18 protein-coding genes are annotated in these 24865 nt (G+C 43.4%); 6 read left to right on the top strand and 12 right to left on the bottom strand.

What is annotated here, in order from left to right; genetic code table 11:
• Positions 1–72: 72 nt before the first annotated feature.
• Together BLR84_RS00135 and BLR84_RS00130 are read right to left on the bottom strand one after the other, a co-directional pair.
• Complete coding sequence (locus BLR84_RS00135) at positions 73–3816, bottom strand: S8 family serine peptidase (protein ID WP_090462636.1); 3744 nt, start codon at positions 3814–3816, stop codon at positions 73–75.
• Positions 3817–4244: 428 nt separating this feature from the next.
• Complete coding sequence (locus BLR84_RS00130) at positions 4245–5894, bottom strand: NAD+ synthase (protein WP_090462633.1); 1650 nt, start codon at positions 5892–5894, stop codon at positions 4245–4247.
• A 136-nt stretch (positions 5895–6030) separates the two neighbouring features.
• Here BLR84_RS00130 and gldB point away from each other — a divergent pair, with 136 nt between their 5' ends.
• Positions 6031–7068, top strand: a complete 1038-nt coding sequence (gldB, locus tag BLR84_RS00125; protein WP_090462630.1) for a gliding motility lipoprotein GldB — start codon at positions 6031–6033, stop codon at positions 7066–7068.
• A gap of 127 nt (positions 7069–7195) precedes the next feature.
• On the opposite strand, the gene BLR84_RS00120 is transcribed toward gldB, so the two are convergent.
• From BLR84_RS00120 to BLR84_RS00100, 5 genes are all read right to left on the bottom strand, one after another.
• Positions 7196–7390, bottom strand: coding sequence for a hypothetical protein (locus tag BLR84_RS00120; RefSeq protein ID WP_090462627.1), 195 nt, complete (start codon positions 7388–7390; stop codon positions 7196–7198).
• Positions 7391–7449: 59 nt separating this feature from the next.
• Entirely contained in the window at positions 7450–8322 is an 873-nt protein-coding gene (locus BLR84_RS00115) for a DUF4349 domain-containing protein (protein WP_090462624.1), read from the bottom strand.
• Between the two features lie 199 nt (positions 8323–8521).
• Entirely contained in the window at positions 8522–10105 is a 1584-nt protein-coding gene (odhB, locus tag BLR84_RS00110; RefSeq protein WP_090462620.1) for a 2-oxoglutarate dehydrogenase complex dihydrolipoyllysine-residue succinyltransferase, read from the bottom strand.
• Between the two features lie 102 nt (positions 10106–10207).
• On the bottom strand, positions 10208–13027 hold the full coding sequence (locus tag BLR84_RS00105) for a 2-oxoglutarate dehydrogenase E1 component (RefSeq protein WP_090462617.1): 2820 nt from the start codon (positions 13025–13027) through the stop codon (positions 10208–10210).
• Between the two features lie 179 nt (positions 13028–13206).
• Entirely contained in the window at positions 13207–14517 is a 1311-nt protein-coding gene (locus BLR84_RS00100) for a DASH family cryptochrome (protein WP_090462614.1), read from the bottom strand.
• A 758-nt stretch (positions 14518–15275) separates the two neighbouring features.
• Between BLR84_RS00100 and BLR84_RS00095 the strand changes: the two genes are divergently transcribed.
• Together BLR84_RS00095 and BLR84_RS00090 are read left to right on the top strand one after the other, a co-directional pair.
• Positions 15276–16517, top strand: a complete 1242-nt coding sequence (locus tag BLR84_RS00095) for a dipeptidase (RefSeq protein ID WP_090462611.1) — start codon at positions 15276–15278, stop codon at positions 16515–16517.
• Positions 16518–16657: 140 nt separating this feature from the next.
• Positions 16658–17092, top strand: a complete 435-nt coding sequence (locus tag BLR84_RS00090; RefSeq protein WP_090462609.1) for a hypothetical protein — start codon at positions 16658–16660, stop codon at positions 17090–17092.
• Between the two features lie 83 nt (positions 17093–17175).
• Here the strand turns inward: BLR84_RS00090 and BLR84_RS00085 are convergent, their stop codons facing one another.
• Complete coding sequence (locus BLR84_RS00085; protein ID WP_090465633.1) at positions 17176–18261, bottom strand: DUF695 domain-containing protein; 1086 nt, start codon at positions 18259–18261, stop codon at positions 17176–17178.
• Positions 18262–18556: 295 nt separating this feature from the next.
• Between BLR84_RS00085 and BLR84_RS00080 the strand changes: the two genes are divergently transcribed.
• Positions 18557–19081: a DinB family protein gene (locus BLR84_RS00080; RefSeq protein WP_090462606.1), complete on the top strand. Its 525-nt coding sequence runs from the start codon at positions 18557–18559 to the stop codon at positions 19079–19081.
• Between the two features lie 132 nt (positions 19082–19213).
• On the opposite strand, the gene BLR84_RS00075 is transcribed toward BLR84_RS00080, so the two are convergent.
• Positions 19214–20059, bottom strand: a complete 846-nt coding sequence (locus tag BLR84_RS00075) for a 5'-nucleotidase, lipoprotein e(P4) family (RefSeq protein ID WP_090462603.1) — start codon at positions 20057–20059, stop codon at positions 19214–19216.
• A gap of 130 nt (positions 20060–20189) precedes the next feature.
• Positions 20190–20735 carry a peptide-methionine (S)-S-oxide reductase MsrA gene (gene msrA, locus BLR84_RS00070; RefSeq protein WP_090465630.1) on the bottom strand — a complete coding sequence of 182 codons (546 nt, stop codon included), beginning with the start codon at positions 20733–20735 and terminating at the stop codon, positions 20190–20192.
• A 113-nt stretch (positions 20736–20848) separates the two neighbouring features.
• Between msrA and BLR84_RS00065 the strand changes: the two genes are divergently transcribed.
• Positions 20849–21241 (top strand): hypothetical protein, encoded by a 393-nt coding sequence (locus BLR84_RS00065; protein WP_090462600.1) that lies wholly within the window; start codon positions 20849–20851, stop codon positions 21239–21241.
• A 154-nt stretch (positions 21242–21395) separates the two neighbouring features.
• Here the strand turns inward: BLR84_RS00065 and BLR84_RS00060 are convergent, their stop codons facing one another.
• Positions 21396–23732, bottom strand: a complete 2337-nt coding sequence (locus BLR84_RS00060) for a M1 family metallopeptidase (RefSeq protein ID WP_090462597.1) — start codon at positions 23730–23732, stop codon at positions 21396–21398.
• A complete protein-coding gene (locus BLR84_RS00055) occupies positions 23729–24319 on the bottom strand; it encodes a HupE/UreJ family protein (protein WP_090462594.1) in 591 nt (196 codons plus the stop codon). Before BLR84_RS00055 ends, BLR84_RS00060 begins: the two co-directional genes overlap by 4 nt.
• A 68-nt stretch (positions 24320–24387) precedes the next feature.
• On the opposite strand from BLR84_RS00055, the gene BLR84_RS00050 reads away from it, so the two are divergent.
• A complete protein-coding gene (locus BLR84_RS00050) occupies positions 24388–24864 on the top strand; it encodes a DUF6702 family protein (protein ID WP_255366825.1) in 477 nt (158 codons plus the stop codon).
• Position 24865: the final 1 nt, after the last annotated feature.

Genomic DNA, 24865 nt, shown 5'->3' with positions numbered 1-24865 from the left:
CCTTGTCATCTTCAAGGAAGCCTTTTGTTTTAAGCCCCCCCTCCTTTGGAGAGGGGTTGGAGTGAGGCTCTTTTACCTGCTGATCACTATTTTACGGGCATAGATCTTTTGCCCCAGCAATATTTTTACCACATAAATACCCGGTATCTGCGTGGAAACATCAATTACCTTACTAAAATTCCCCTGTGGTACAGATTGCGTATCCAGATATACCATTTGCCCGGCCGGATTGATCAATGATAATTTAAGATCGGCAGCGGCTTTTGTCGCGAAGATCACATTAAGCTGGCTGCTTGCCGGAACCGGAAATACAGATAAACCAATCTCTGTTGCATTATCTGGTTTTTCAACCGTACGTGCATAGGTGTAAATATCAGACATTGCTACACATCCACTGGATAAAGTATCCGCTACCTGGTAATCACCGCTTTGCAATGGGTCATAAGTTTTTCCTATAGCACCGGATATTGCCTTACCATTTAAAAACCATTGATTACCTGTTGCAAAATTTGAACCTAAAGTATTATTGGTTTGGGTAATAACCGGTTTGGAGAAAGTAACTGGTTGCCGTGCTGCCGATGCGCAACCTAAGCTTTGCACCTTAATATCGTAAAAATAATAATAGAAGTTTTTATAGTAAGTGGTATCCGGCGGGCCATCAGGCGTGGCATTATTACCGGTAATACTGAATATATTACCTATGCTGAACGGATAACCTTTTACCCCGCCATTACTCCGATAGATGGTAGCCGCAGCATCAAATGCCGCTGATATGGTATAGTTACCTGCAGCAGGCAATTCCAGGTTCAGATCATATACCTTCCCCTGGTCATTAGGATCATCCGCTTGTTCGCCGGGTTGTGGGTTGGTTCGGGTAGCCTGAGCATCAATAGTTGTGGTTGATACTGTTTGCCCGTTACTGTTGTTTACATTAAAAGTTATTTTTCCCGAATTACCAATATATAAACGGGCGCTTTGAATAACCATGGGTACCTTGGTGCTCACAGTCATTCCCGGGGTAAACTGGTTATAGCCACCTGCCGTAAAAACGCTTTTAGTTGCAGGCCCTACAGATCCCTTAAAATCATTTATACCTGCATAATAAGTATTATTTACCGGTGGTTGCGCGGTAATAGCCGCCGAACCGTACGCTATCGGAATTGCATCATTAATATTCTGATACCAGAGTAACGTACCATCGCCTGAACCTGATAGCAAATATTGTTTACTATCAATACAATAATAAGCACTCAGATTGCCAATTAAAGCTGGAGTATTGATCACCACAGTTGCTGTTACCGTATTATTAGCAACAACCGGATCGCTAGCCAGGTTACTGGTAGCCGTAATAGTATAAGTGGCACCTGCTACAGCATTAAACTGCTGGCTAAAAGTAAAGTTATCCTCAACCAGAGGTTGTAATGTACCGGCATAGGTTTCGGTGTAGGTGGTTTTGGTATTATCGGGCGCGGTAATGGTAACTGTAACCGGTATATTGGTAATAGCCGCGCTTCCAAAGTTTTTAAGCCTGATAGTAACCGGCGTACTGGCAGAGCATGAACCGCTTGAGCCGGGGTTAACAATAGCTACTACACCGGCATCAATACTGGTTTGTAAAAACTGTACCCGGTAATCCTGTGTTTCGCCCTTGGCATAGCTGCCACAGGCTTTTATGGTCGCGGTATCACTTGTTTCAGTCAGTACTACACGCATCAGGCTGTAATTACCTGGTATTACAGATCCGGGCACCTTGATATTGGCATTCAACGTTCCGGTACCGTTAATCACAGTGGTAGTAGCCGCCAGTTCATCATTATTAAAAACACCATTGCCATTCCAATCCACAAATACTTTAGCAGCTTTATTAAAATTACCGCCACAGGTACCTAAGGTGATACTCAGAGGGTAGGTTTTAGCCTGCTCCAACTGAACGGTTAAATTGGTATAATCCGAATAACTTTTGCAACCGGCAGCGGGGGTATTGTTGATGTTTGATAACGTCAGATTATTAATGCGTGAATCGGCATTGGAAAGCGGCGCCGAAGCACAATAGGCAGTTCCGCCGGCACCGGTAACAATAAGCGAATACGCCTGCGGCCCTTGCTTCAGGGTACCTTTGTGCGATACGGTAATGGTATAGCTTTTACCAGGTATGGTATTGGGGATATAAACCTGTTCAATATTATCCCGGATATTATCTCCCGTAGTAGCAGACGTGGAAGGCGCATCCGGGTTTAAAACCCAGGCATTGTAGGTTGTTGTACCATCGCTGATCTTGATATCAAGGTCGTTGATCAGTTTGGGTGTACGGCTGTTGATCGTTCCATCAGCATTGGGTGTCCCTTCAGGGTCTGTCCATGATATAGTTGCAGCCAGCACATCGCTGCCTGAGGCCACGATATTAAAGGTTTGTTTTTGGCCTTGTTGCAGAGAGTTTTCACTAATAAGGCTTTTTGTCCCATTATCGGTTATGGCCTGGGCCGCTTTTTTCATATCCAGCAAACCCCATCCGTAAATATAATCGGGGCCAACATTGCCGGCATCGAAAGCGGTTTGACATACTAAACCTTTTAACGTAGCCGCCCGCATAAAGGCACCGTTATTCTTTTGAGCATAATACTCCTGCAGCAAATACAATGAACCGGTAATATTTGGCGCAGCCATCGATGTACCTGAAAGCGTAAGATATGCGGTAGGATTAGCTACTCCAACAGATAATACATTTACCCCGTTGCCCACAATATCGGGCTTGATACGACCGTCATCTGTAGGCCCCCAACTGCTAAAAAAGGCACTGCTGATACCCTGCCGGGTACTTGGCCCATACGGTAATGGATTGATGGCGCCAACGGTAAGTATATTTTTGGCATTGCCAGTAGTACTGATAATATCATAACCCTTATTATCACTGATACCGGCCGGTCTCAGGCCTTTGTCAACCAGCGTTTGATCGGTTTTACTTTTGTAGCCATAATAGTCGGCCCCTACAGCCGGGCCATTGCTTGACCGGGCGTTACCTGCCGACTCCACAATGAGGTAATAAGGTGCGTTATAGGCTATTTTGTCCCATGATTGGGCACGAGTATCATAAAAACCAAAAGTATAATCAACCGAATCGCCAGGCAGGCCATACCACTCCCAGCGGTTATCGCTATCGTTGAAATTCCAACCCGCCTCATCTCCATAGGAATGGTTGGATAATAACAGACCCGATGCCGCAGCACTCATTTCGGCCACGTCATTATTAAAATCATATGATTGCAGGGTGGCTGTGTTAAAGGCCATTCCCCTGGCCGGCGCATATATTCCCCGGGCTATCATGGTACCGGCCACATGCGTGGTATGATCAAGCACCGAAGCACCGTCTTTAATGGTGATAGTTTTACCGGCAAACTCCTGGTGGGCCGTATATACCGAGCCGCCATCCCAGATGGCCAGCTTATTATTCAAAAATGTACTGGAGCCTGATAGGTTAAGACCAAGCGAACCACCCGGCTGTACGGCATTGGTACCGGTTGTAGCTGCCGATGTAGTATTATTATGGGTGATGAGATAAACAGGAAAACCTAAAGCGTTAACGCCCTGTAGCGATACCAGGTTACCGTTTCTGGTATGGCGTTGCACCCTCCAACCACGGCTGGCAGCCAATGATAAGGCCTGCTTACGACTGGCATCATAATTACTGCGTAACTGGGTTGAAAAGCGTGTTAATTCCGCACGTTTAGCATCGGTTACCAGCGCTTGTTGGGCAAAAACGCGGGCTGTTGCACACAGCAATAAAAAACATATACAAATTGCTGCGTAAGATTTATTCATAGATCTGAGATATAGGCATTTTTACAGCCCTAAATCTATAAATATTCCATTAGTTATTAAAGCCCAACCATTAAAGAGTATTAAATATGTGTATATAACAGAATTTTATTTAAGAGAAATCATATCGAATAATGGATTTTTGAATTTCCGGCATCGAAAATTATTATTTCACATGTGGTGCCCAATACTTAATACGCCATAGGACTTTGCTTACAACATGGGATACTTAATTTTATGGTTGTCACTGTAAACCCACTTTATTGGGGTAATAAATATTAAATATTTGATTATCAATAAATTAAATAAATGTAAACCATAAAAAGTGTAAACCATGTAAACCCACTTTCTAATAAAAAAATTCACTGATAATTGACCGGTGAATATTCGCGGTATACCGGCTTTTGGCAAACTTATTTTAAAAACCTTACTTATGACAGGTACTTTCCTACAATTGGCATTCTGCGCCCCATGCCAAATGCCTTTGGCGACACCCGGAGGATAGGTGGGGTTTGATAACGTTTGTGTTCGGCCAGGTTGGTCAGCCTGATCACCCGGCGGACAATTGCTTCATCATAACCCATTTTAATGATATCGGTTGATGAACGGCGATTCTCGATGTACTCAGCCAGGATCTTGTCCAGGATATCGTATTCAGGTAATGAGTCGGTATCCTTTTGATCTGGTCTGAGCTCTGCTGATGGCGGTTTTACAATAGAATTGATGGGAATGATCTCCTTGTCACGATTGATGTAACGGGCCAGTTCAAAAACCTGCGTTTTATAAACATCGCCTATTACAGATATACCACCGCACATATCACCATATAAAGTGCCATAGCCCACAGCTGCTTCACTTTTATTGCTGGTGTTTAATAAGATGTAGCCAAACTTATTGCACATCGCCATCAGCAATACGGCACGGCTGCGCGATTGTATATTTTCCTCAGCTATATTAAATGGCAGGTTATTGAATTGCGGATGCAAGGCTGTTTCAATAGCTTCGGTAATATTTTTGATCGGTACCAATTCGCTTTTACAACCCAGATTGTTCACCAGGTCTTCGGCATCTTTTAACGAATGATCAGTCGAGAAGCGCGATGGCAGTAATACAGCCATCACATTTTGAGCTCCCAAAGCTTCGGCTGCCAGGGCGCACACTACGGCTGAGTCGATACCACCAGACAAACCAAGGATAGCCTGCTTAAAGCCCGATTTATAAAAATAATCACGGATACCCAATATAATAGCCTGGTGTATCTGTTCAATATCGGCAGGGCGTTCGGCTTTCAGGGTTGAAGGGTGATCGAAGCTTAAAGAAGCATCATCATTTAAAGTGTAGTACGCCAGGTTCTCTTCAAAATATGGCAACTCATCTATTAATTTCCCTGTATTATCAAAAACCAATGATCCACCGTCAAATATCAATTCCGTTTGTGCCCCAATCTGGTTTACATATAGCAACGGTAAATGATAACGGCTGGCGTTATCACTCAAAATGGTTATGCGCTCCTCATCATGGTTATACGCAAATGGCGACGCAGCTATATTGATCATCACATCGGGCTGCTGATGGATCAGGCTATCCATTGGCCGGGTAATATATAATGGGTTTTCGATGGTATTCCAAAGATCCTCGCAAATGGTCAACGCTATCTTTTTGCCTTTAAACTCAATACAGTTAAAGTCTGTTGAAGGCTCAAAATAACGATACTCGTCAAATACATCATAGTTGGGCAGCAGCGCTTTGTTTACCACAGCTTTTACCTGACCGTTTTCCATAAAGTAGGCCGAGTTGTTCAGATCTTTTCCCTCGTCTTTATGATTATACGTCGGCAAGCCGATGATACAGGCAATATCGGTACAAACAGCAGCTATCTTTTTGGCTGAATCCTCGCACAGGTCAATAAATTCATCAAACTCCAAAAAATCACGTGAGGGGTAGCCCGAAACGCATAACTCGGCAAACACCACCAGGTCGGCGCCGTTTTGTTTGGCCTTTTGTATATGGTCGATAATTTTGGCGGTATTTGATTCGAAATTACCTATATGATAGTTAAGCTGGGCTAATGCGATTTTCATCAATTATGTTTGTTTTTTTAAGGCGATGAAGCTATCGTGAGTTATGTTATTTTTTGTTGGTAACTCACGATGGATTCATAGACAGTAGTGTAACGTATTAATGCAAATAAAAATTATTTTTGCTCAAAGGATAAAGATGATAAACCCCCGGCTCAAAGCAAAGCAAATTTACTTAATTTTTTCCATCGCCCTGATATTCGCGTCATGCGGGCGCAACAAAAAGGTTGATGTCAGTAATATAAATATTGAAGTTAAGGTTGAACGCTTTGATCACGACTTTGATGCGATGCGTACCAGGTCTATGGCTACACAAGCTGTATACCTACAGCAAAAATATGGCTCGTTTTACCAGGATTTTATCAGTCGGATGCTACAGGCGGGCACCACTAATGATACGGCTTATTTTAAGACCCTTCACGAGGTTTTTAAGGGCAAAGCTTACATAGACCTGAAACATGATGTAGACGCCGCCTACCCCAACATGGATGCGCAGAATGCCTCCCTTACCCAGGCTTTTAAATACATTAAATATTACTATCCGCAAAAAAGGCTACCCAAAGTTTATGCTTATTTTTCGGGTTTCCAGGCACAAACTTCCATTGGAGATGGCTATTTTGCTATAGGGCTTGATCTGTTTCTAGGTGCCGATTCGCGGTTCTACCCTGCCCTCACAAACGCATTCCCGCATTATTTGTCCAGGCATTTTACCCCCGAAAACATAACCCCGCGTGTGGTTGAAGGGATAGCCCGCGAGGATATGTTCCCGGAGGATGATAACAATAAATCGATGCTGGAAAAAATGGTATACAACGGCAAGATCATGTATTTTATGGATCAAATACTACCTGATGTTGGTGATACTACCAAAATTGGATATACCACTGCCCAGCTTAAATGGTGCGAAGATTTTAAAGCAAAAATATGGGCTTATTTTTTAGACGAAAATTTGCTTTACGAAACAGATTACCCTAAAATTCAAAAGTATTTTACCGAGGCCCCCTTCACCCCTGGCCTGGGCGAAAAAAATGAGTCGGCACCCAAACTGGCAGTCTGGACGGGTTGGCAGATTGTGCGGGAATATATGGAGAAACACCCCGAAGTTACGTTACCACAATTAATGGCAGAGAAAGATGCTCAGAAGATACTGAATCAGTCCAAATACCGACCTAAGTAGATGTGCAGATTTTAGATATGCAAATGATTGATAGGTCTGTAACCAGGCAATAAAAAAACAGCCTCTCTGAAATTCAGAGAGGCTGTTTTTTTATTTGAAATTCATATGCACATCTGCATATCTTATCTTATTTGATAATCTTGAAAACAGTTCTTAAACCTATTGCCACACCTACAATGAGTAATAAGTTAGCTATCCATGAAAAATAGGTTGAATTTTCATCACCTGCAAAACGAATGAAAACACCTGTTATGCCAATAGCGATAGCTAAAACCAATATTTTATAATGTTGTTCTGAATTAGCGTTTTGTGTAGACTCCATGGTACTTTGTTTAATGTTGGGCAAAAATAGAAATGTTTACGGAATTTACCACCAATTTTTTAGGATTTTATCGTGTCGGGTAATATTGAATATTTTCTTCTATAAAAACGGATCAATAGCAAGATACTTATACCTGCCAGGATAAATACCCAAAGATTAGCGATCACTAAAATCGCTTCCATAAAAAGGTGCCAGCCATTGGCAAATGACCCTGCTAACCGGCTAAAGAAAGGCAAATTATAAGCCGAGGGATCATCATTAGCAATATGCTCCTGAAGAATGGTATTACTTTGGTAAAAGCTCAATGTAATAATGCTGTATTTTACCGCATCATCAATTTCAAGGTTACCTATCTGTCCATCAACCATATCGTCTTTCAACAATAAAACATTCACCGGATTCTTGATCGTAACTTTTCCTTTTTTCTGTTGGTCTACCAACTCCTTCCGACTATTCAGTTTCAGCTTCGCAGATAAAAAGTCGAGGGATTTATCTTCAATATCCATTTTGCGCATAGTAACATACATGCCCATATGTGCTACTTCGGTCATAAACTCTTCCAGGTGTTCGGAAGGTATTTTAACAGTCATATCAGCAGTTGTATTAAAAGAGGATACCCGGTTAACAGAATCGCCGGTGATCCTGAAATCCTTGCTGTCCCTTACTGTCGATTCCATTTGATGGTGCATCACCATGCCATTATTTTTGACTGTCGATGCTGTTATCTTCTCGGCTGTTTGTTGTACGTTTTTTACCTTGAAACGCATATCTGCAGTTTTCACCAGTTTTGGAGAAGCCGTTGAATCCATTGTAGCTGAGGCAACCGTGTCGGCCGCTCTATTGTTAATTGCCTCATAGTGTGAGCCAGAACCCTTACAAGCGCCCAGCAGCAAGACGGCCGCCAATGGCAGCATTAAAATTTTTGTTTTCATGTTGTTGTTAATTTTTTTTGGTTACTATTGATACCAAAAAAGGGATTTAGGTAACCCTTGGCAAAGAGAATCAAGAGGTTAGAGTCAAGAATTAAGACCAACTAACAAAAAATATTATTGCAAGTGGTAATGATAGCAGGAGATAAAAACAAAAAAGCCCGGATAGCCCGGGCTTTTTAAATATGATTAAGGGGAATAATTATACTCCTAATAATAACCTTGCAGGGTCTTCCAGTAATTGTTTTACACGTACAAGGAAGCTTACCGATTCACGGCCATCGATGATACGGTGATCATAAGATAAGGCCAGGTACATCATTGGGCGGATAACTACTTGTCCGTTTACGGCAACCGGGCGCTCAATAATGTTGTGCATACCCAATATAGCCGATTGTGGCGAGTTTAATATCGGGGTTGACATCATTGAACCAAATACACCACCATTAGTGATGGTGAACGTACCGCCTGTCATTTCAGGAATGGTTAGTTTATTTTCACGGGCTTTACCGGCTAATACCACAATTTCCTTTTCGATTTCGGCCAGGCTCATACTATCAGCATTACGGATCACCGGAACTACCAGGCCTTTAGGGGCCGATACAGCGATAGAGATATCGGCAAAATTGCTGTATACCACTTCTTCGCCTTCAATACGGGCACCAACAGCAGGCCAGTCTTTCAACGCTTCGGTAACTGCTTTGGTAAAGAACGACATGAAGCCTAAGCCCACACCATGTTTCTCTTTAAATTTATCTTTGTATTTGCCACGCAGTTCCATGATCGGCTGCATATCCACCTCGTTAAAGGTAGTTAACATAGCCGTTTCATTTTTAACAGCCACCAAACGTTTGGCAACTGTTTTACGCAACGAGGTCATTTTTTCGCGTTTTTCACTTCTTTCGCCTGCTGGTACAGCTGGTGCTACAACAGGAGCTGAGGCTGCCGGTTGTCCGGCAGGCTTAGCTGGAGCAGTTTGTGCGTTCAGGGCATCACCTTTAGTGATACGACCATCAACACCGCTTCCGTTTACACCTTTAGGATCAACACCTTTTTCGGCCAGTATTTTGGCAGCTGCGGGTGATGGAGTACCGGATGCATAAGTTACCGCGCCAGCAGCTGTGGTAGGTGCTCCGCCGCGTGGCGACTCATCCGTAGCGCTTACAACAGCAGGTGTTACAGGTATAGCCTGTACAGCAGCACCTGAACCTTCAATAGTACAAACCACCGCGCCAATAGGCAATACGTCACCTTCTTTAGCTATAGTTTTTAACACACCGGCTTTTTCGGCAGTTAATTCAAAGGTTGCTTTGTCCGATTCCAGTTCGGCAAGAGGCTCATCCATCTCAACGGCATCGCCGTCCTTTTTGATCCAGCGCGATAAAGTAACTTCGGTTATAGATTCGCCTACAGCAGGCACTTTAATTTCTATTGAACCGCCACCTGTTGCGGGAGCTGCGGCAATCGGGGCCGGAGCAGGTGCATTAGCTACAACTTCGGGCTGTGGTTGAGCTGCAGGAGCACTTTCCTTTGCAGGAGCAGCAGCGCCGGCGCCTTCTTCAATATTGGCAACAACGGCGCCAATAGCTAATGTATCGCCTTCTTTGGCAACTGTTTTTAAGGTACCTGCTTTTTCGGCAGTCAATTCAAAAGTGGCTTTGTCCGATTCTAATTCGGCAATAACCTCATCCATTTCCACGTGATCGCCATCTTTTTTCTTCCAGCTTGATAGGGTTACTTCTGTTATTGATTCGCCTACCGGCGGAACTTTGATCGCTAAACTCATATTTTAGTAATTGTATATTTTAAAGGTGATACGTTAGACGTTTTAAGTTACACGTTTTGTTGGATTACGTATTAACGTACCCCGTAAAACGTACTACGTAATTTAATCCGCTCCGGCATCAGCCATTTTTTTTGTTGTCTTTTTTATTGCTTCTTTTACCACTTTACCGGCAGGTGCTTCAAATGCTTTGGAAACAATATACGCTTGCTGAGCGGCATGTTGTTTAGCAAAACCAGTAGCTGTACTGCTGCCCTCGATGCGTGAAATTACATTAAGGTTGATGACCTTATCATTATGGAACTTACGACATATATATGGCCATGCACCCATATTTTCGGGTTCTTCCTGTACCCAGATAAACTCGGTGGCTTTATCGTATTTGGCCTTAATTTTTAATATCTGAACAACCGGTGTAGGGTATAACTGTTCAATACGAACAATGGCTACATCCTTGCGTTTATCTGTCAGTTGTTTCTCCTGTAGGTCGTAATATACTTTACCGGTACAAAGCAATACACGTTTTACTTTTTTAACATCAGCATAGGTATCATCTATCAGCTCATGGAACTTACCATTGGTAAATTCATCAATTGGCGATACACATTTAGGACTACGCAGCAAGCTTTTTGGTGTAAAGATGATCAATGGCTTGCGGAAATCGCGGTGCATTTGCCTGCGCAGGATATGGAAGAAGTTAGCAGGTGTAGTACAATTAGCCACCTGGATATTATCATCGGCACAAAGCTCCATAAAACGCTCTACACGTGCAGATGAGTGCTCAGGACCTTGTCCTTCATAACCATGAGGTAACAGCATTACCAGGCCATTACCACGCTGCCATTTAGTTTCGGCGCTGGCGATGTACTGGTCAACAATGATCTGTGCACCGTTAAAGAAGTCACCAAACTGGGCTTCCCATATTGTTAAGGCATTAGGGTTTGCCAGGGCGTAACCATATTCAAAACCTAATACTCCGTACTCTGATAATAAAGAGTTATAAATGCTTAGTTTAGCTTCGGTATCAATAGTAGCCAGCGGGGTGTACTCATCTTCAGAATCAACCAGGGTTAATACTGCATGGCGATGAGAGAACGTACCACGTTTAACATCCTCACCGCTTAACCTTACCGGGAAACCATCTTTTAACAGTGTACCATAAGCCAGTAACTCAGCCATAGCCCAGTCAAATACCTGGGTATTGTTAACCATAGCCCGGCGGTCTTCAAATAATTTTTCGATCTTTTTGAAGAAACCTTTATTTGCTGGCAGGGAGGTTATTTTGTTACCGATCTCGATGATTTCTTCTTTAGGTACGGATGTATCAATAGCCGATACCAGTTCTTTATGGCTGGCTAAGTGCAATCCGCTCCAGGCGCCCTCAAACATGGCGATGGTTTCGGTAAATCTTTCCTCGGCTTTTGACTCATCCAGCTTTTGCTGTAATTCATCACGGAAAGTTTTTTCCATTGATTTCAGCAAGCTGGCGTCAATGCTCCCTTCGGCCACTAATTTATCATTATAAATGATCAGCGGATTTGGGTGCGCCTCAATAGCTTTGTATAATAATGGCTGTGTGAATTTGGGTTCATCAGCCTCATTATGACCATAACGACGGTAGCATAAGATATCGATAAACACATCCTCGTTAAATACCTGGCGGTATTCCATAGCCAGATTAACTACATAAGCCAGCGCTTCTACGTCATCTCCGTTTACGTGGAAAACCGGCGAAAGCACCGTTTTGGCCACATCGGTACAATAAGTACTTGAACGGGCGTCTTTATAATTTGTGGTAAAACCTATCTGGTTGTTAATCACCAGGTGAATGGTACCACCTGTGCGGTAGCCATCCAGTTTTTCCATTTGTAAAACTTCGTAAACAATACCCTGGCCTGCAACAGATGCGTCACCATGGATCAGTATCGGGGCTATTTTGGAATGATCGCCACCGTATTTAAAATCGATCTTTGAACGGGTGATTCCTTCTACAACAGGGTCAACTGCTTCCAGATGCGACGGGTTTGGACAAAGACTCAGGTGAACTTTTTTACCGTTGGATGTAGTTACGTCGGTCGAAAAACCCAGGTGATATTTAACGTCGCCACCAAAAGGTGATTCAGAATCAAAGTTTTTACCCTCAAACTCAGAGAATACCTCTTTGTAGGTTTTCTCCATAATGTTGGTCAGCACGTTTAACCTGCCACGGTGAGCCATACCAATGATGAACTCTTCGATACCCAGATCAGCACCCTTTTTTATGACTGAATCCAGTGACGGGATTAGCGCTTCGGCACCTTCCAGTGAAAAACGTTTCTGACCCAAAAACTTGGTTCCCAAAAAGTTTTCGAAAGTTACTGCCTCGTTGAGCTTATCCAGCATCAATTTCTTTTCGTCAACAGTAAATGAAGGCGTGTTGCGGTTGCTCTCCATCCTGTCTTCAAACCATTTTAGTTTTATAGGGTTACGGATGTACCTGTATTCGGCACCAATGGCGCGGCAATAGGTATCTTCAAGCAACTGGCGGATATCGCGCAGGGTGGCAGCACCCAAACCAACTTCGACACCGGCATTAAACACGGTATCCATATCGGCTTCGCTCAGACCAAAAGTCTCCAGCTCTTTACCGGGGAAATAATGACGGCGCTCACGTACCGGGTTTGTTTTGGCAAACAGGTGACCGCGTGAACGGTATCCGTGAATCATATTGAGTACATTGATCTCTTTTAAAAAGTGATCGGGGGTCTTGTCACCGACATTTGGCGCGGTTGTTCCGACAGGGGCTTGCGTATCCTTGCCGAAATCAAAACCTTCAAAAAATTTTTGCCATCCATAATCCACCGATTCGGGATCCTGTTTGTAGCTGTCGTATAGGGTATTAATGTAGTCTGCGTTGCCGCTATTGATATAATTGAGACGATCCATGAGAAACTGATCTTTAAAACGGTACAAAAGTAAGCATATAGGCTTATATACTTCATAATTAATTGTAAAGAAATTTTACATCTGCCTAATATCTGTGTCATAACACGCAAAACCGGGCAAAGTGCTATTATGAGATATCGAATTGAGGTAATAGTTTAACCGGGATAGTGAATATTTGGTCAGGCCCCTACCAGGTCGCCAGCCTCATCAATGGTGGAGTGTTGCCAGGTGGTTACAAAATCGCTCTCGGCATCTTTAGCTTGCATGGCGGCTATGGTATATTTACTTTCTTTGGCATCATTCACCCCGGCAATAAAAGCCCAGTTTCCCCAGTTACTGGCAGGAGAATAGTCGATCAGCTTTTCTTCGAAATAAACAGCGCCCAGAGTCCAGTCGGCTTTGAGCTCATGCACCAGGTAGGTAGCTACTATTTGCCGGCATTGATTACAGATGTAGCCGGTAGCATTAAGCTCGTGCATACAGGCATCAATAAACGGGACGCCCGTTTCGCCATGTGCCCATTTATTAAACTCCAGTTCATTAACGGCTATGTCGGCCTCATCGCTTTCCGCGTTTTTGGCTTTGATGAATTTTTGCCCGTGTTTTTTAAACATAAACCTGAAATAGTCGCGCCAGAGCAGTTCAAGTTTCAGCATGCTGGCATTTTGCGCGTAGCTGTCGCCACTATGCTTAAATATTTCCCAGTAAACCTGCCTTGGCGATATACAACCTACAGACAGCCATGGAGATAATTTTGAAGAGTTAGTAGCACCTCCCCGGGAGCCTTTAGGTTTAACCGCCTGTTCACTTTGCGAAAAATATTTGTGCAACTGTACCAAAGCCGCGGTTTCGCCCCCCTGAAAATAGTTGGTAGCACGCGAATCATCAATAGGTTCATCCAAGCCTAATTGTTGCAGGGTAGGTAATTCCCCAGCATCTGTTATTTCGGGGACGATAATATGTTCAGGTGTTGGTACACATGGGCGTACATTACTATCACGCTCCACCTTTTTCTTAAATATGGCAAAGCTATCCGGGATATCCTTAATCGGGAAGGGAAGGTCTTCCTTATGATATAATGTATGACCTATAAAATGCTTCAGATTAAGCCTTAGTTTCCATAAAGCCGCCTCTACCTGCTCAGATATACCGGTTTCCTCATAAGCTACTTCCCGGTGATGATACACCTCGTTTACCTGGTATTGCTCGGCCAGTTGCGGTAATACTTCGGCTGGGTTGCCTGTTCGGATGATCAGTTCGGCGCCATAGCCCTGTAAGTTTTTACGAAGATCGGCCACAGCTTCGATCAGGAAACGCGCCCGAAAATTGCCGGTTTTGGAAGTCCCTGATGCAGTTTGCTGGAAATAATAAGGATCAAAACAATATACGGGCAGCACTTTATCAGCCTTACGAACAGCCTCTAACAAGATCTCGTTATCGTGTATCCGCAAGTCATTTCTGAACCAAACCAATATCGTCTTTTCACTCATCGTTAAACAGGGAGTTAACTGAATTAATGCAGACCACAAATTTGCAATTTATTTGTGTCATAAACACACTTTGTTGCAATATTTGACACCGTTTCAACATTTTTTCTGTTTTGCAGACAGTTCTAAATGCTGTTTTTCTAAAAATTCCGAACTACTTATTAGGGATAAATATAAGTTATATCTCTAATAATACAATAGCTTGGTGCCCCCTGTAAAAACTTTTTAAACCTTTTATTTTAACACTTTTTTAGTCAAAACAGGCTAAAAAGACCCGGTAATTACCCATTTTAACAAAGTTTTAACGCCATTTTAACACTTTTTAACAAATTTTTGATGGGTTTTGAAAGGTTTAAAAAGTATTAAATTACTGATATTCAAATAACTATATGAAAAATGGTTGTTTTTTGGCCTTGTTTTTCACTTAACTAAACAGCCCGGTTCTCCTTTTTGATCAGGAAAACCGGGCTGTTCAGTTGTATAAATATACCGAAAATTTGTGAAATAAACAAACATCCATTCTTCAGCACGGCCTACGGCATCCGAATTTGTGCTATATAAAACTCAACTATTATCAGCTTGTTTAATGTAGCCCCTTATCAAAACACACAGCGCAGTGATAACGCCACACGAACTGGACTGAAAGCTATTTATCCTTATCTTATCGGCTGTATTTTCCAATTCATCTACTTACTCTGACCGAACGACGATTACATCTGGCGATACAAGGAACAGTTTCTACCTTCGATATAATTTAAATCATGATGAAAACTCAACCAACATGGTCACGACGGGAATTTCTTACGGCCATCACCGTAGCCGGGGCGGGTACTGTGATGATGATGAATCCCCTGGCAACATGGGCTATCGACGAGGTGGACCCGCGAGTGGCTAAGATCGTTGCCGATACGATCGGTATCGACACGCATAATCATATCGACGTCCCCCTCACCCTGACCGAAGTACCTGGTCCAAACATCGACCTGGCCGGCGAGATGAAACAATCAGGCTTATCGGCCATTTGCATGACATTCGCCCTCGACTATCAAAAATTACAAAAACCCGGAGAGGCTTATGAGCGGTTCCTGAACGGCTTAGCATCAATGGATCAGCAGTTGGAGCGCAATGGCATGAAGCGCTCCCTGAACCTGGCTGACATCCAGGCTGCCCATAATCAGCGCCAACCGACCGTCATTCAATCAGTTGAAGGCGGTCACTTTCTTGAAGGACAACTGGATCGACTCGGGGAGGCCTACCACCGGGGCTTGCGACATCTCGGACTGCTGCATGACAGTGATGCGTCGGTGCCGCTAGGCGATGTTTATACAAATCCCGCACGTTTTGGAGGACTGACTGCCTTTGGAGCTGACATCATCAAGGAATGCAACCGGCTGGGCATTCTCGTCGACCTGGCGCACGCCAATGCGGATACTGTGGCAGCCGCGCTCAAATTGGCAACCCATCCGGTGATCATCTCTCATACCGGCCTCGATACCCAGTTAGGGCAGAACCAGCTCATGGCCCGTATGATGCGGCCAAGACTCATCAGCAAGGAGCAGGCTAAAATTGTTGCCGATGCTGGTGGCGTGATTGGCGTTTGGACACACCTGGCCGACACGCCGTTGGAGTATGCCCAAAATATCCGGGCTTTGGTTGATGTTATTGGAATTGACCACGTTTGCATCGGCACCGATACCAAGTTGCCCCCGGCTTATAGAGCAGCCGGCAACTTTGGCCCTAAACCTGGTGAACCCACCCCACAATCTGGTGGCGATCCTGGCCATCATCCGGAAGGCCTCCCTATGGACAAACTCGGCGGTGGTCAAAATGGCGGCAGGATTGGCGAACGCACCAACCAGGCCTGGCAGTACCAGAAATCCGGATTTTATTATGCAGTTGTCGATGCGATGTTAAAGACTGGCTTTACTCCGGATGAAATCGTCAAGCTAGGCGGTGGCAACTTCTGCTGCGTGTTTGATGCCGCCACTGCTGGTCACCATTGACATTTAACTATTGGCGCGTTAAGTGGTGCGGTAATAACACCGACCACAGATTGAAGATTAGTCTTGATCGTTCGTACAAGCATAAAAATTCTTAAATTTACCATTATACAGAATGTCATCGAAGCAAAAACCTAAACACTATGCTCAACTCCTACATCATTACTATTCCAATAGAAAGTGGAGACTGCGAAATCTTTGTTAGCCCGTTCTTATTACAATCCAAAGAGCCACCTAATATCAAGTCAGGTAAGATTGAAATTTTATACTTTTATGGTCAACTGAGAGATGATGCTTATAAAGCAAGGCTTGAGCAGGAAGTTTTGCCAGAGAAATTCAAATCAGATACCTACATTATAAATTATGGGCAGGATTTCGAGAAGTATTACCTGGGAAGCTTACATGTAGACTTTGACACTAAACATTACTGGCAGTGGGAAGCAAAATCAAGTAAACTGAGCGAGCAGGATGTAAAAGTTTTAGCCGAATCCCTATTCGATCCTCAGTTACCACACTCAAAACCGGTCACACTATTCACACCAACAAGGGCATCTGATATTAATTTAGGTTTAATATGAAAAGAATACCCTGTGATGTGGTGATAACAGCGGCCATGGGCTGAATTGTGTTATTATAGCCTAAAGGTTAAATGCCTTAATAATTAATTGATAAAACGATCAAAAGACTGCCAGTATTTATCTTTATAAATGTCATAGTCAAGGGCAACACCATACTTTTGCTGTATGCGGTATAAAACCGCAGATGGTTTCCTGAAATCCTTACAGGCAAAATAGATTTCCCTGATACCGTCGGCAGTTTGGCGGCCAATATTCAGATAGCCATCATAATCTTTAAGATCAGCCATGATTTCGTCTTCAATGATGCTAAGCAGCTGATAGGTACGCTCATCTGGCATACCGTTTCTGCGACTGCCATCGTATTTGATCTCAATATTCAATATCCATGGATGAGAGGCTTTACTTTCCCATTTCAACAAATCCATATTGATGATAGCCAGCAATTTATTACCGCTCTTCAGTTCAGCTTCCATTGCTGAATAGCTATCCTGCTCGGTATCATGCCGTACGCCTTCGTATTTTTCTACAAATTCTTTTTCGCGCCATATCAGATAATCATTTAGCTTTTCAATAGGCACCCGTTCCGCTTCCACATCATCATTACCAACAACATTCAGGTTATCAATAGTGGTCACAAAATTCAACTCCCCTAAAAAATTATCCAGGAAAATGTATACCCCATTGGTGATATCGTTTCTGTTATTTTCATTCAGATCAGGATGTATTATAGTTACATCGATCTCATCAGGATGCCACTCATTATTGTTAGGATAAAACCAGATATTATCGCTACTGAACTTGTAGCCGGCCATTTCAATATAAGTATCCTGTATGTTGGAAGGCGGTTTTAATGCCGTGAGTTTCCAGCCGTTGATTTCAGGAGCAGCAGCCACCAGTTCTTCCACAAAGTTTATATTTTTAATATTGCCATCCGCGGTCAGTATAAGTTCTGCGGTGTTATCATTCATCATGCCAGTGAGAAAGAAGAAACCACTTTTAAGCTCATTGAGTTTGGGCGATAATTTGCTAAAAAATTCTTTCTCAATATCCCCTTGCTGTTTAATCACATTAAAAAACGACTTCTCATTGCTCCGAAACCAGCTCCAGAAATCATCATATGTTTTTATGGGCGTCTCTTTCTTTTTAAATATGCTTTTCAATAAACTCATTTGTTTGGGATATAGGTTGGTAACTAAAATACCAAAAGCAGGCAAATATTACAAGTTTAGGTTTAAAATCAATCTACAGCTAAGGTCTGCCATGTTATCCAACCAGGATTGATTAATCTTTTTATACTTTTCTGCTTGTGGTCGGTGTTATCACCACAGGCTAAATAATACAGACCTTGGACTGAATTTGATTAAACGATACAAGTATTTGCGGATCGGATTTTATCCTTAGCTTTATAATAAATGAGGGATTCATAGTATTTTTGAACAACCAATAAACCAATACCAAATCATCATGAAAAAAGTATCATTCCTGTTATTAATGTTAACCTTTGCTTGCACTACAGCATTCGCACAGTTGACTAAAGATCAACTTGTTGCCGAATGGACACGCGCCAAGGCATACACCAAAGCCTATCTGGATGCCATGCCTGCCGATGGTTATACTTTTAAAGCCACACCGGAGGTTCGCTCTTTTGCCGGCCAGATGCTGCATTTAGCCGATGACAACTACTTTTTTTTAAGCAAGGTAAGTGGCAAACCAAGTCCGCTGGCCAAGGGGGTATCGTTAGAGAAAACCGTAGAGCAAAACAAAGAAGCTACCACCAAAGCGGTTTTAGACAGCTATGACTACGCTATCGGCGCCCTACAAGGCATGACCGACGCACAATTTGCCGAAGAGGTAGATCTGGGCAAGCTGAAATCGACCCGTGGCCTGTTATTGTCAAAAGGATTTGAGCATCAAACTCACCACCGCGGGCAAGCCACCGTTTACCTGCGCTTAAAAGGTGTAACTCCTCCGCCCGAAATGTTATTCTAACCAAAACAAGAAAGCGTCGGGATGCAGTATATCTCCGACGCTTTTTTTTATCAATAGCATCCGAACATTTAACCGTTCATCCGAAATACCTTTTTTGACTTTTTAATTTTGACTTTTGACTTATCTTTCCCCTTACCTGTCCGCTTTCACCTTAGCCCGGATCACAGAATCTTTTTGCGCTGGGTTCAGCTTGTAATTATACTGGAACAGCGCGCCTTCAAAATCGCCGTATGATGGATTCGGGATCACAATATAGCGGCTGCCAAATTCTTTTTGCAGTTTCTGGGTTATCGCCATACGGTTTTCTTCTGTAGGATGATTATCATACAACATATCAAAATCGGGCAGGTTATCGCCGCAAAGCAGCAGGATCTCATGTGTTTTTAATACTTCCTGTCGGCGTTCTTCTTTACTGGAGTTGCCATTCTTTAAAAACAAGTGCTCATCATTGGCATTGGGCATGGCATATTTCTGCAGGTTGTACAGCGTAGCACCGCGCTCGTTTTCGTTGCGGTTGGTAATATAGTAAATAGTGATGCCTTTAGATGCCGCGTATTTAAAAAATGCAGGTGCGCCGGGCACGGTATCGGCTACAGCCTTATCAGTCCACTGTTTCCAGGTTTTATCGCTGTAGTCCTGATTTTTTAAACCCTGAGCCGCATCATACGGACTATTATCCAACAAAGTTTCGTCAATATCGGTCACAATAGCCAGCGGTTTGGTACTTACCTTTTTTACGCCTTCGTCCACACGCTGTTTAGCTATGTTGTAAGCCTGAAAACACAGAGCCCTGTATTCGGCGGCCCTTTGCTGCCATAAAGAGGCCCATATTTTACCATCATTGGTAATGGAGCTATTGCCATTAACAACAGATGCCGTATTGGTTGCGGAGGTAGTTGATGTTGTAGTTACTTTTTTTGAGGCGCAGGCGCCGAGCACTAAAAGTGCTGGTATTAGATAGCTATAGCTTTTTTTCATTTTTTTAGCATAAACCAATAGCTGTCATGCTGAACTTGTTTCAGCATCTCACATACAAGGTGTACAATATGCTGGCTACCTGTCCTGTGAGATCCCGAAATAAATTCGGGATGACCAACATATTAGACTTTTATAATAGTTCGGGCTTAATTTTATCCTTGAACTCCTTGGCAAATTTATTCAGTTTTGGCTGGATCACAAACGCGCAGTACGATTTATTGGGATTATCATTAAAATAGTTCTGGTGATAATCTTCGGCCGGGTAAAACTCATTGGCCGGGGTAATTTCAGTAACTATCGGATCATCAAACACATGCTCATTACTGAGCGTTTTGATCATGGCTTCTGATGCCTGTTTTTGCTCGTCGGTATAATAAAATATAGCCGAGCGGTATTGGGTACCCACATCGTTACCCTGACGGTTGAGCGTAGTTGGGTTATGCGTTTTGAAAAACACCAGCAGCAATTCGTCAAGCGAAATGATGTCGGCATCATACTCCAGGTGTATCACCTCCGCATGGCCGCTGGCACCGGTACAAACCTGCTCATAAGTGGGGTTTAAAATCTTGCCGCCCATGTAACCTGATGTTACTGAAGTTACACCTTTAAGGGATTGAAATACAGCTTCGGTGCACCAAAAGCAACCGTTGCCAAATGTTATTTTTTGAATGTTCATGCTATTTATAAACGAAGTTAATACTTGTTTGGCTTGGGCAGGTAATGTACCTTTTGAAAATGTCATTTAAATTACTAAATTAGTGTTTAACCTTATATTAAACTTTTAAATCCATGAAGATTGCTGTATTAATTGCCCGCATTTTGTTGGGGCTTCTTTTTGTAGTATTTGGAATTAATTTCTTTTATCCCTTTTTACACATGGCACAGCCTCCAATGTCGGCCAAGGCGCAGGCCTTTAGCGGCGGCTTATGGGGCTCGGGCTATTTTTTCCAGTATATGAAAGTGATAGAAATTGTGAGCGGACTGGCCATATTGGTTAACCGTTACACCGCTTTCTTTTTACTGATCCTGTTCCCCATATCGGTCAATATTTTCCTGTTCCATACCATACTGGCACCGGCAGGAGCTCCGATGGGTATAGGTATTATCGTGATCCATTTATTTCTAGGCATCGCCTATCGTAAGTATTACGCCGGTATATTTACGGCAAAACCTACTATATAAAAGTTGTCAAGATCGGGATTCTTAGATTGTAGAGACGCATATTTGCGTCTCCCGCCAAGCGCAACCGGCGATCATAATTAAATGACAAGGAGACGCAAATATGCGTCTCTACAGATAAAAAGCCTGCCGATATATATCGGCAGGCTTTTTATGTTTATTGGCCCTTTTTAGCTTCCTGCATGGGGTTTGGCCCGGCAGTGGCGCCACGTGGCAGGGTTTGCTGTTTAAACAGTTCAAACCTTGATGGCTGGTATTCGCGCGGCCAGCTGTTATTACTTTCGTCAATGTCGGCGGTTTCGCGGTATGGGTCGAGTTTAATACCTTTTACTTCTTTGGTTTTGGCAAAAACCTTGCTGATCTTATTTTCATTTTTACGCCAGATATAAGCCGATATTTTTTCAACCTCCTTAGTGCCGTCGGCATAAGTCCATTCAATAATTAAAGGGGTAACCAGGCCGCCCCTGTTGCTAAAGCTTACCTCGTAGAAGTAGTTCTTACTATCGTACAGTTTCTTTTCGGCAGGACTGGCTGCGTTGTACATAGCCTGGTAACTTTGCGAGGTGGCCGGTGTTGCCGCAAAACGATCCCATTTGCTGTAAAAATCCCGTAAGGAAGTATCGGCTTCAACCGCGAAACGGGTGCCCGCTTCTTTATTACGGGTGGTGCTGATATTTTCGAGGTTGCGGTCATACTGTGCACGGTCGGCAGTGCCTTCCACAGCTGGATTTTTGGTATTGAGGCGATAGTATTTCACGCTATCAATAGATACATCAACAGGTTCAGTTCCATAGAACCATCCGCGCCAGAACCAGTCCAGGTCAACCGCCGAGGCATCTTCCATCGTGCGGAAAAAATCGGCAGGGGTTGGGTGTTTAAAGGCCCAGCGGTGCGCGTATGTTTTAAAAGCGTAGTCAAACAGCTCACGCCCCATCACAGTTTCGCGCAGTACGTTTAGCGCCGTTGCCGGTTTGGCGTAAGCGTTAGGGCCAAACATCACAATGTTCTCCGAGTTGGTCATGATGGGCTCTAACTGATCTTTCGGCAACTTCATGTAGTCAACAATCTTATAGGCCGGACCGCGTTGCGACGGATAGCGGCTATCCCACTCCTGCTCAGCCATATATTGACAAAAGGTATTCAAACCCTCGTCCATCCAGGTCCACTGACGTTCATCGGAGTTCACGATCATCGGGAAAAAGTTATGCCCTACTTCATGAATAATTACACCGATCATGCCGTTTTTGGTGGCCTCGCTGTAAGTTCCGTCCTTTTCAGCACGACCATAGTTAAAGCAGATCATCGGATATTCCATACCGTTGGAGGCTTCTACAGAAATGGCCACCGGGTACGGATAAGGGAACGTATGTTTGGAATACGTTTTCAAGGTGTGCGCCACAACCTTAGTGGAGTACTTGCGATAAAGCGGATAAGCCTCCGGGCCGTAGTACGACATAGCCATTACTTTTTTGCCGCCATCAATCTGGGTGCTCATGGCATCCCAAACTATACGACGTGATGATACCCAGGCAAAGTCGCGTACGTTTTCGGCATGAAAGGTCCAGGTTTTGCGTGCCGAAGCATGGTTTTTCATAGCCTGCTTTACCTCATCCAGCGTAACTATTTCCTGCGGAGCAGTTGCAGATTGCGCAGCGTTCCAGCGTTTAAGTTGCGCCGCGGTAAGCGTTTGCGCATAGTTGGAACATTGGCCTGTACCGCCAACGATATGATCGGCCGGTACGTTCATGCTTACCTTAAAATCGCCAAAGGTTAAAGCAAACTCACCACGACCGGTGAACTGTTTGTTTTGCCAGCCCTGAAAATCGCTGTAAACAGCCATACGCGGATACCATTGGGCCATGGTATACAGGTAATTACCATCCTCCGGAAAGTATTCGTAACCGCCACGACCACCAATAGTTAAACGGTCAGATATGTTATACCACCAGTTAATTTTAAAGCGGAATTTCTGTCCCGGCTGTAAAGTAACAGGTAGCTCAATACGCATCATGGTTTGGTTAATGGTATAGGTTAGTGTGTTGCCGTTGGCATCCTTTACACTCACAATATGGTTACCCAAATCAAGATCATGCCCCATAATGCCCTGTAATTGACGGATGGTCATTTTGCTTTGCATTTTGCTCTCGTCGAACTTAGCGCTTTCGGCATCCTTTTTATGCTCATTCTCGTCCAGCTGCAGCCACAGATAAGTGAGTGGATCGGGCGAATTGTTGGTATATGTGATGGTTTCGTTACCGTCTAAACGCTGCTTGTCATCGTTAAGCGTAGCGCTGATCTCGTAATCGGCCTTTTGCTGCCAGTATTTTGGACCGGGAGCGCCAGAGGCCGAACGGTACTCATTTGGCGTAGAGATCATGGTGCCTAACTGCTCAAAACGGTTACCGTGGTTTGAGCCAGGGTTGTTATCATACTGCGCCCAGGCAGCTGATGTTAATAGTGTACAGGAAAATAATGCGAAGTAAAATTTATTCATCTGAATTTTATGAGTAAAAAGCGTTCAATGCACATGATAAAAGCAATTCCAAATATAGCCGACGAAAGGAACATTGTCCACTCCCGTTGCGGTGTTTTAGCAAATTTGATTAATAAATAAGAGATAAGTAACGCAGATATTACAATTAACACCTGCCCAAACTCCAATCCCAGGTTAAAAGCAAACAGCTGCGCGGTAATATTACTGCTGTTGCCCAACAAACTTTTGAGGTAATTAGAAAACCCCATGCCATGTATCAGCCCGAAAAATAGCGCCAATGTATAATTGAGGCGCATGGTGGTTACCGTACGCTTTTTGTTGAATACATTTACCAGACTGGTAAAAACAATGGTTACGGGTATCAGGAACTCAATAAGCGAGGTATTGATATGAATGATATTTAAAACACTTAATGCCAACGTAATAGAATGCCCGATAGTAAACGCGGTAACCAGTACCAGTACTTTGCGCCAGTCGGCCAGTAAATAAGTTCCGCACAGTACGGTTACAAACAAAATATGGTCGTACCCGGCCCAATTACAGATGTGTTGCCATCCCAGCTCAAAGTATAAAGAAAAATCAGTCATGTAGTCAAATTCGCAATTGCCAATAAAATTAACGTTTTTTGTGAAAAGCAAAACTATTTAACGCAATTATGTTGCAATTAATAATCATCAGCTGGCTCAGCTTCTTCCACCCTTTTTATGTGAGCGTTACCGAAATTAACCATAATGCCCACACACAGGCGGTTGAGGTAAGTTGCCGCATATTTTATGACGATCTGGAACGTACGCTGGAAAAACAATACCACACCCATGTAGATATCGTAAAGCCTGCCGATAAAAGCAAAATGAATCAGTTGTTGAATGATTACATTAAAAAGCATCTGATCATTAAAGCCGATGGCAAAGTGCTCGCGTTAAGTTATGTAGGTTATGAAATTCAGGAAGATGCCGCCTGGACCTATTTTGAGGTAAAGGGCATTAGTAAAGTAAAGAAATTTGAGGTACATGACGATCTGCTGTTCACCGAGCATCCCGAGCAGATCAATATGTTGCATGTAACCGTAGGCGGCCAGCGCAAAAGCACCAAACTGAGCAATCCGGAAAGCGAGGCGGCATTTGAGTTTTAAA

The organism is Mucilaginibacter sp. OK268, assembly GCF_900103125.1.
Taxonomy (GTDB): Bacteria; Bacteroidota; Bacteroidia; order Sphingobacteriales; family Sphingobacteriaceae; genus Mucilaginibacter.
Note: the sequence above shows the minus strand (reverse complement) of the source record. Positions and strands in the feature narration are given on the sequence as shown.

Coding starts and splice junctions, on each gene's coding strand:
- BLR84_RS00130 (WP_090462633.1), bottom strand. CDS start 5,894: ATGAAAATCGCATTAGCCCAGCTTAACTATCATATAGGTAATTTCGAA.
- BLR84_RS00115 (WP_090462624.1), bottom strand. CDS start 8,322: ATGAAAACAAAAATTTTAATGCTGCCATTGGCGGCCGTCTTGCTGCTG.
- BLR84_RS00055 (WP_090462594.1), bottom strand. CDS start 24,319: ATGACTGATTTTTCTTTATACTTTGAGCTGGGATGGCAACACATCTGT.
- BLR84_RS00065 (WP_090462600.1), top strand. CDS start 20,849: ATGAAGATTGCTGTATTAATTGCCCGCATTTTGTTGGGGCTTCTTTTT.
- BLR84_RS00100 (WP_090462614.1), bottom strand. CDS start 14,517: ATGAGTGAAAAGACGATATTGGTTTGGTTCAGAAATGACTTGCGGATA.
- gldB (WP_090462630.1), top strand. CDS start 6,031: ATGATAAACCCCCGGCTCAAAGCAAAGCAAATTTACTTAATTTTTTCC.
- BLR84_RS00075 (WP_090462603.1), bottom strand. CDS start 20,059: ATGAAAAAAAGCTATAGCTATCTAATACCAGCACTTTTAGTGCTCGGC.
- BLR84_RS00105 (WP_090462617.1), bottom strand. CDS start 13,027: ATGGATCGTCTCAATTATATCAATAGCGGCAACGCAGACTACATTAAT.
- BLR84_RS00095 (WP_090462611.1), top strand. CDS start 15,276: ATGATGAAAACTCAACCAACATGGTCACGACGGGAATTTCTTACGGCC.
- BLR84_RS00060 (WP_090462597.1), bottom strand. CDS start 23,732: ATGAATAAATTTTACTTCGCATTATTTTCCTGTACACTATTAACATCA.
- BLR84_RS00135 (WP_090462636.1), bottom strand. CDS start 3,816: ATGAATAAATCTTACGCAGCAATTTGTATATGTTTTTTATTGCTGTGT.
- BLR84_RS00085 (WP_090465633.1), bottom strand. CDS start 18,261: ATGAGTTTATTGAAAAGCATATTTAAAAAGAAAGAGACGCCCATAAAA.
- BLR84_RS00050 (WP_255366825.1), top strand. CDS start 24,388: ATGTTGCAATTAATAATCATCAGCTGGCTCAGCTTCTTCCACCCTTTT.
- odhB (WP_090462620.1), bottom strand. CDS start 10,105: ATGAGTTTAGCGATCAAAGTTCCGCCGGTAGGCGAATCAATAACAGAA.
- msrA (WP_090465630.1), bottom strand. CDS start 20,735: ATGAACATTCAAAAAATAACATTTGGCAACGGTTGCTTTTGGTGCACC.
- BLR84_RS00090 (WP_090462609.1), top strand. CDS start 16,658: ATGCTCAACTCCTACATCATTACTATTCCAATAGAAAGTGGAGACTGC.
- BLR84_RS00080 (WP_090462606.1), top strand. CDS start 18,557: ATGAAAAAAGTATCATTCCTGTTATTAATGTTAACCTTTGCTTGCACT.
- BLR84_RS00120 (WP_090462627.1), bottom strand. CDS start 7,390: ATGGAGTCTACACAAAACGCTAATTCAGAACAACATTATAAAATATTG.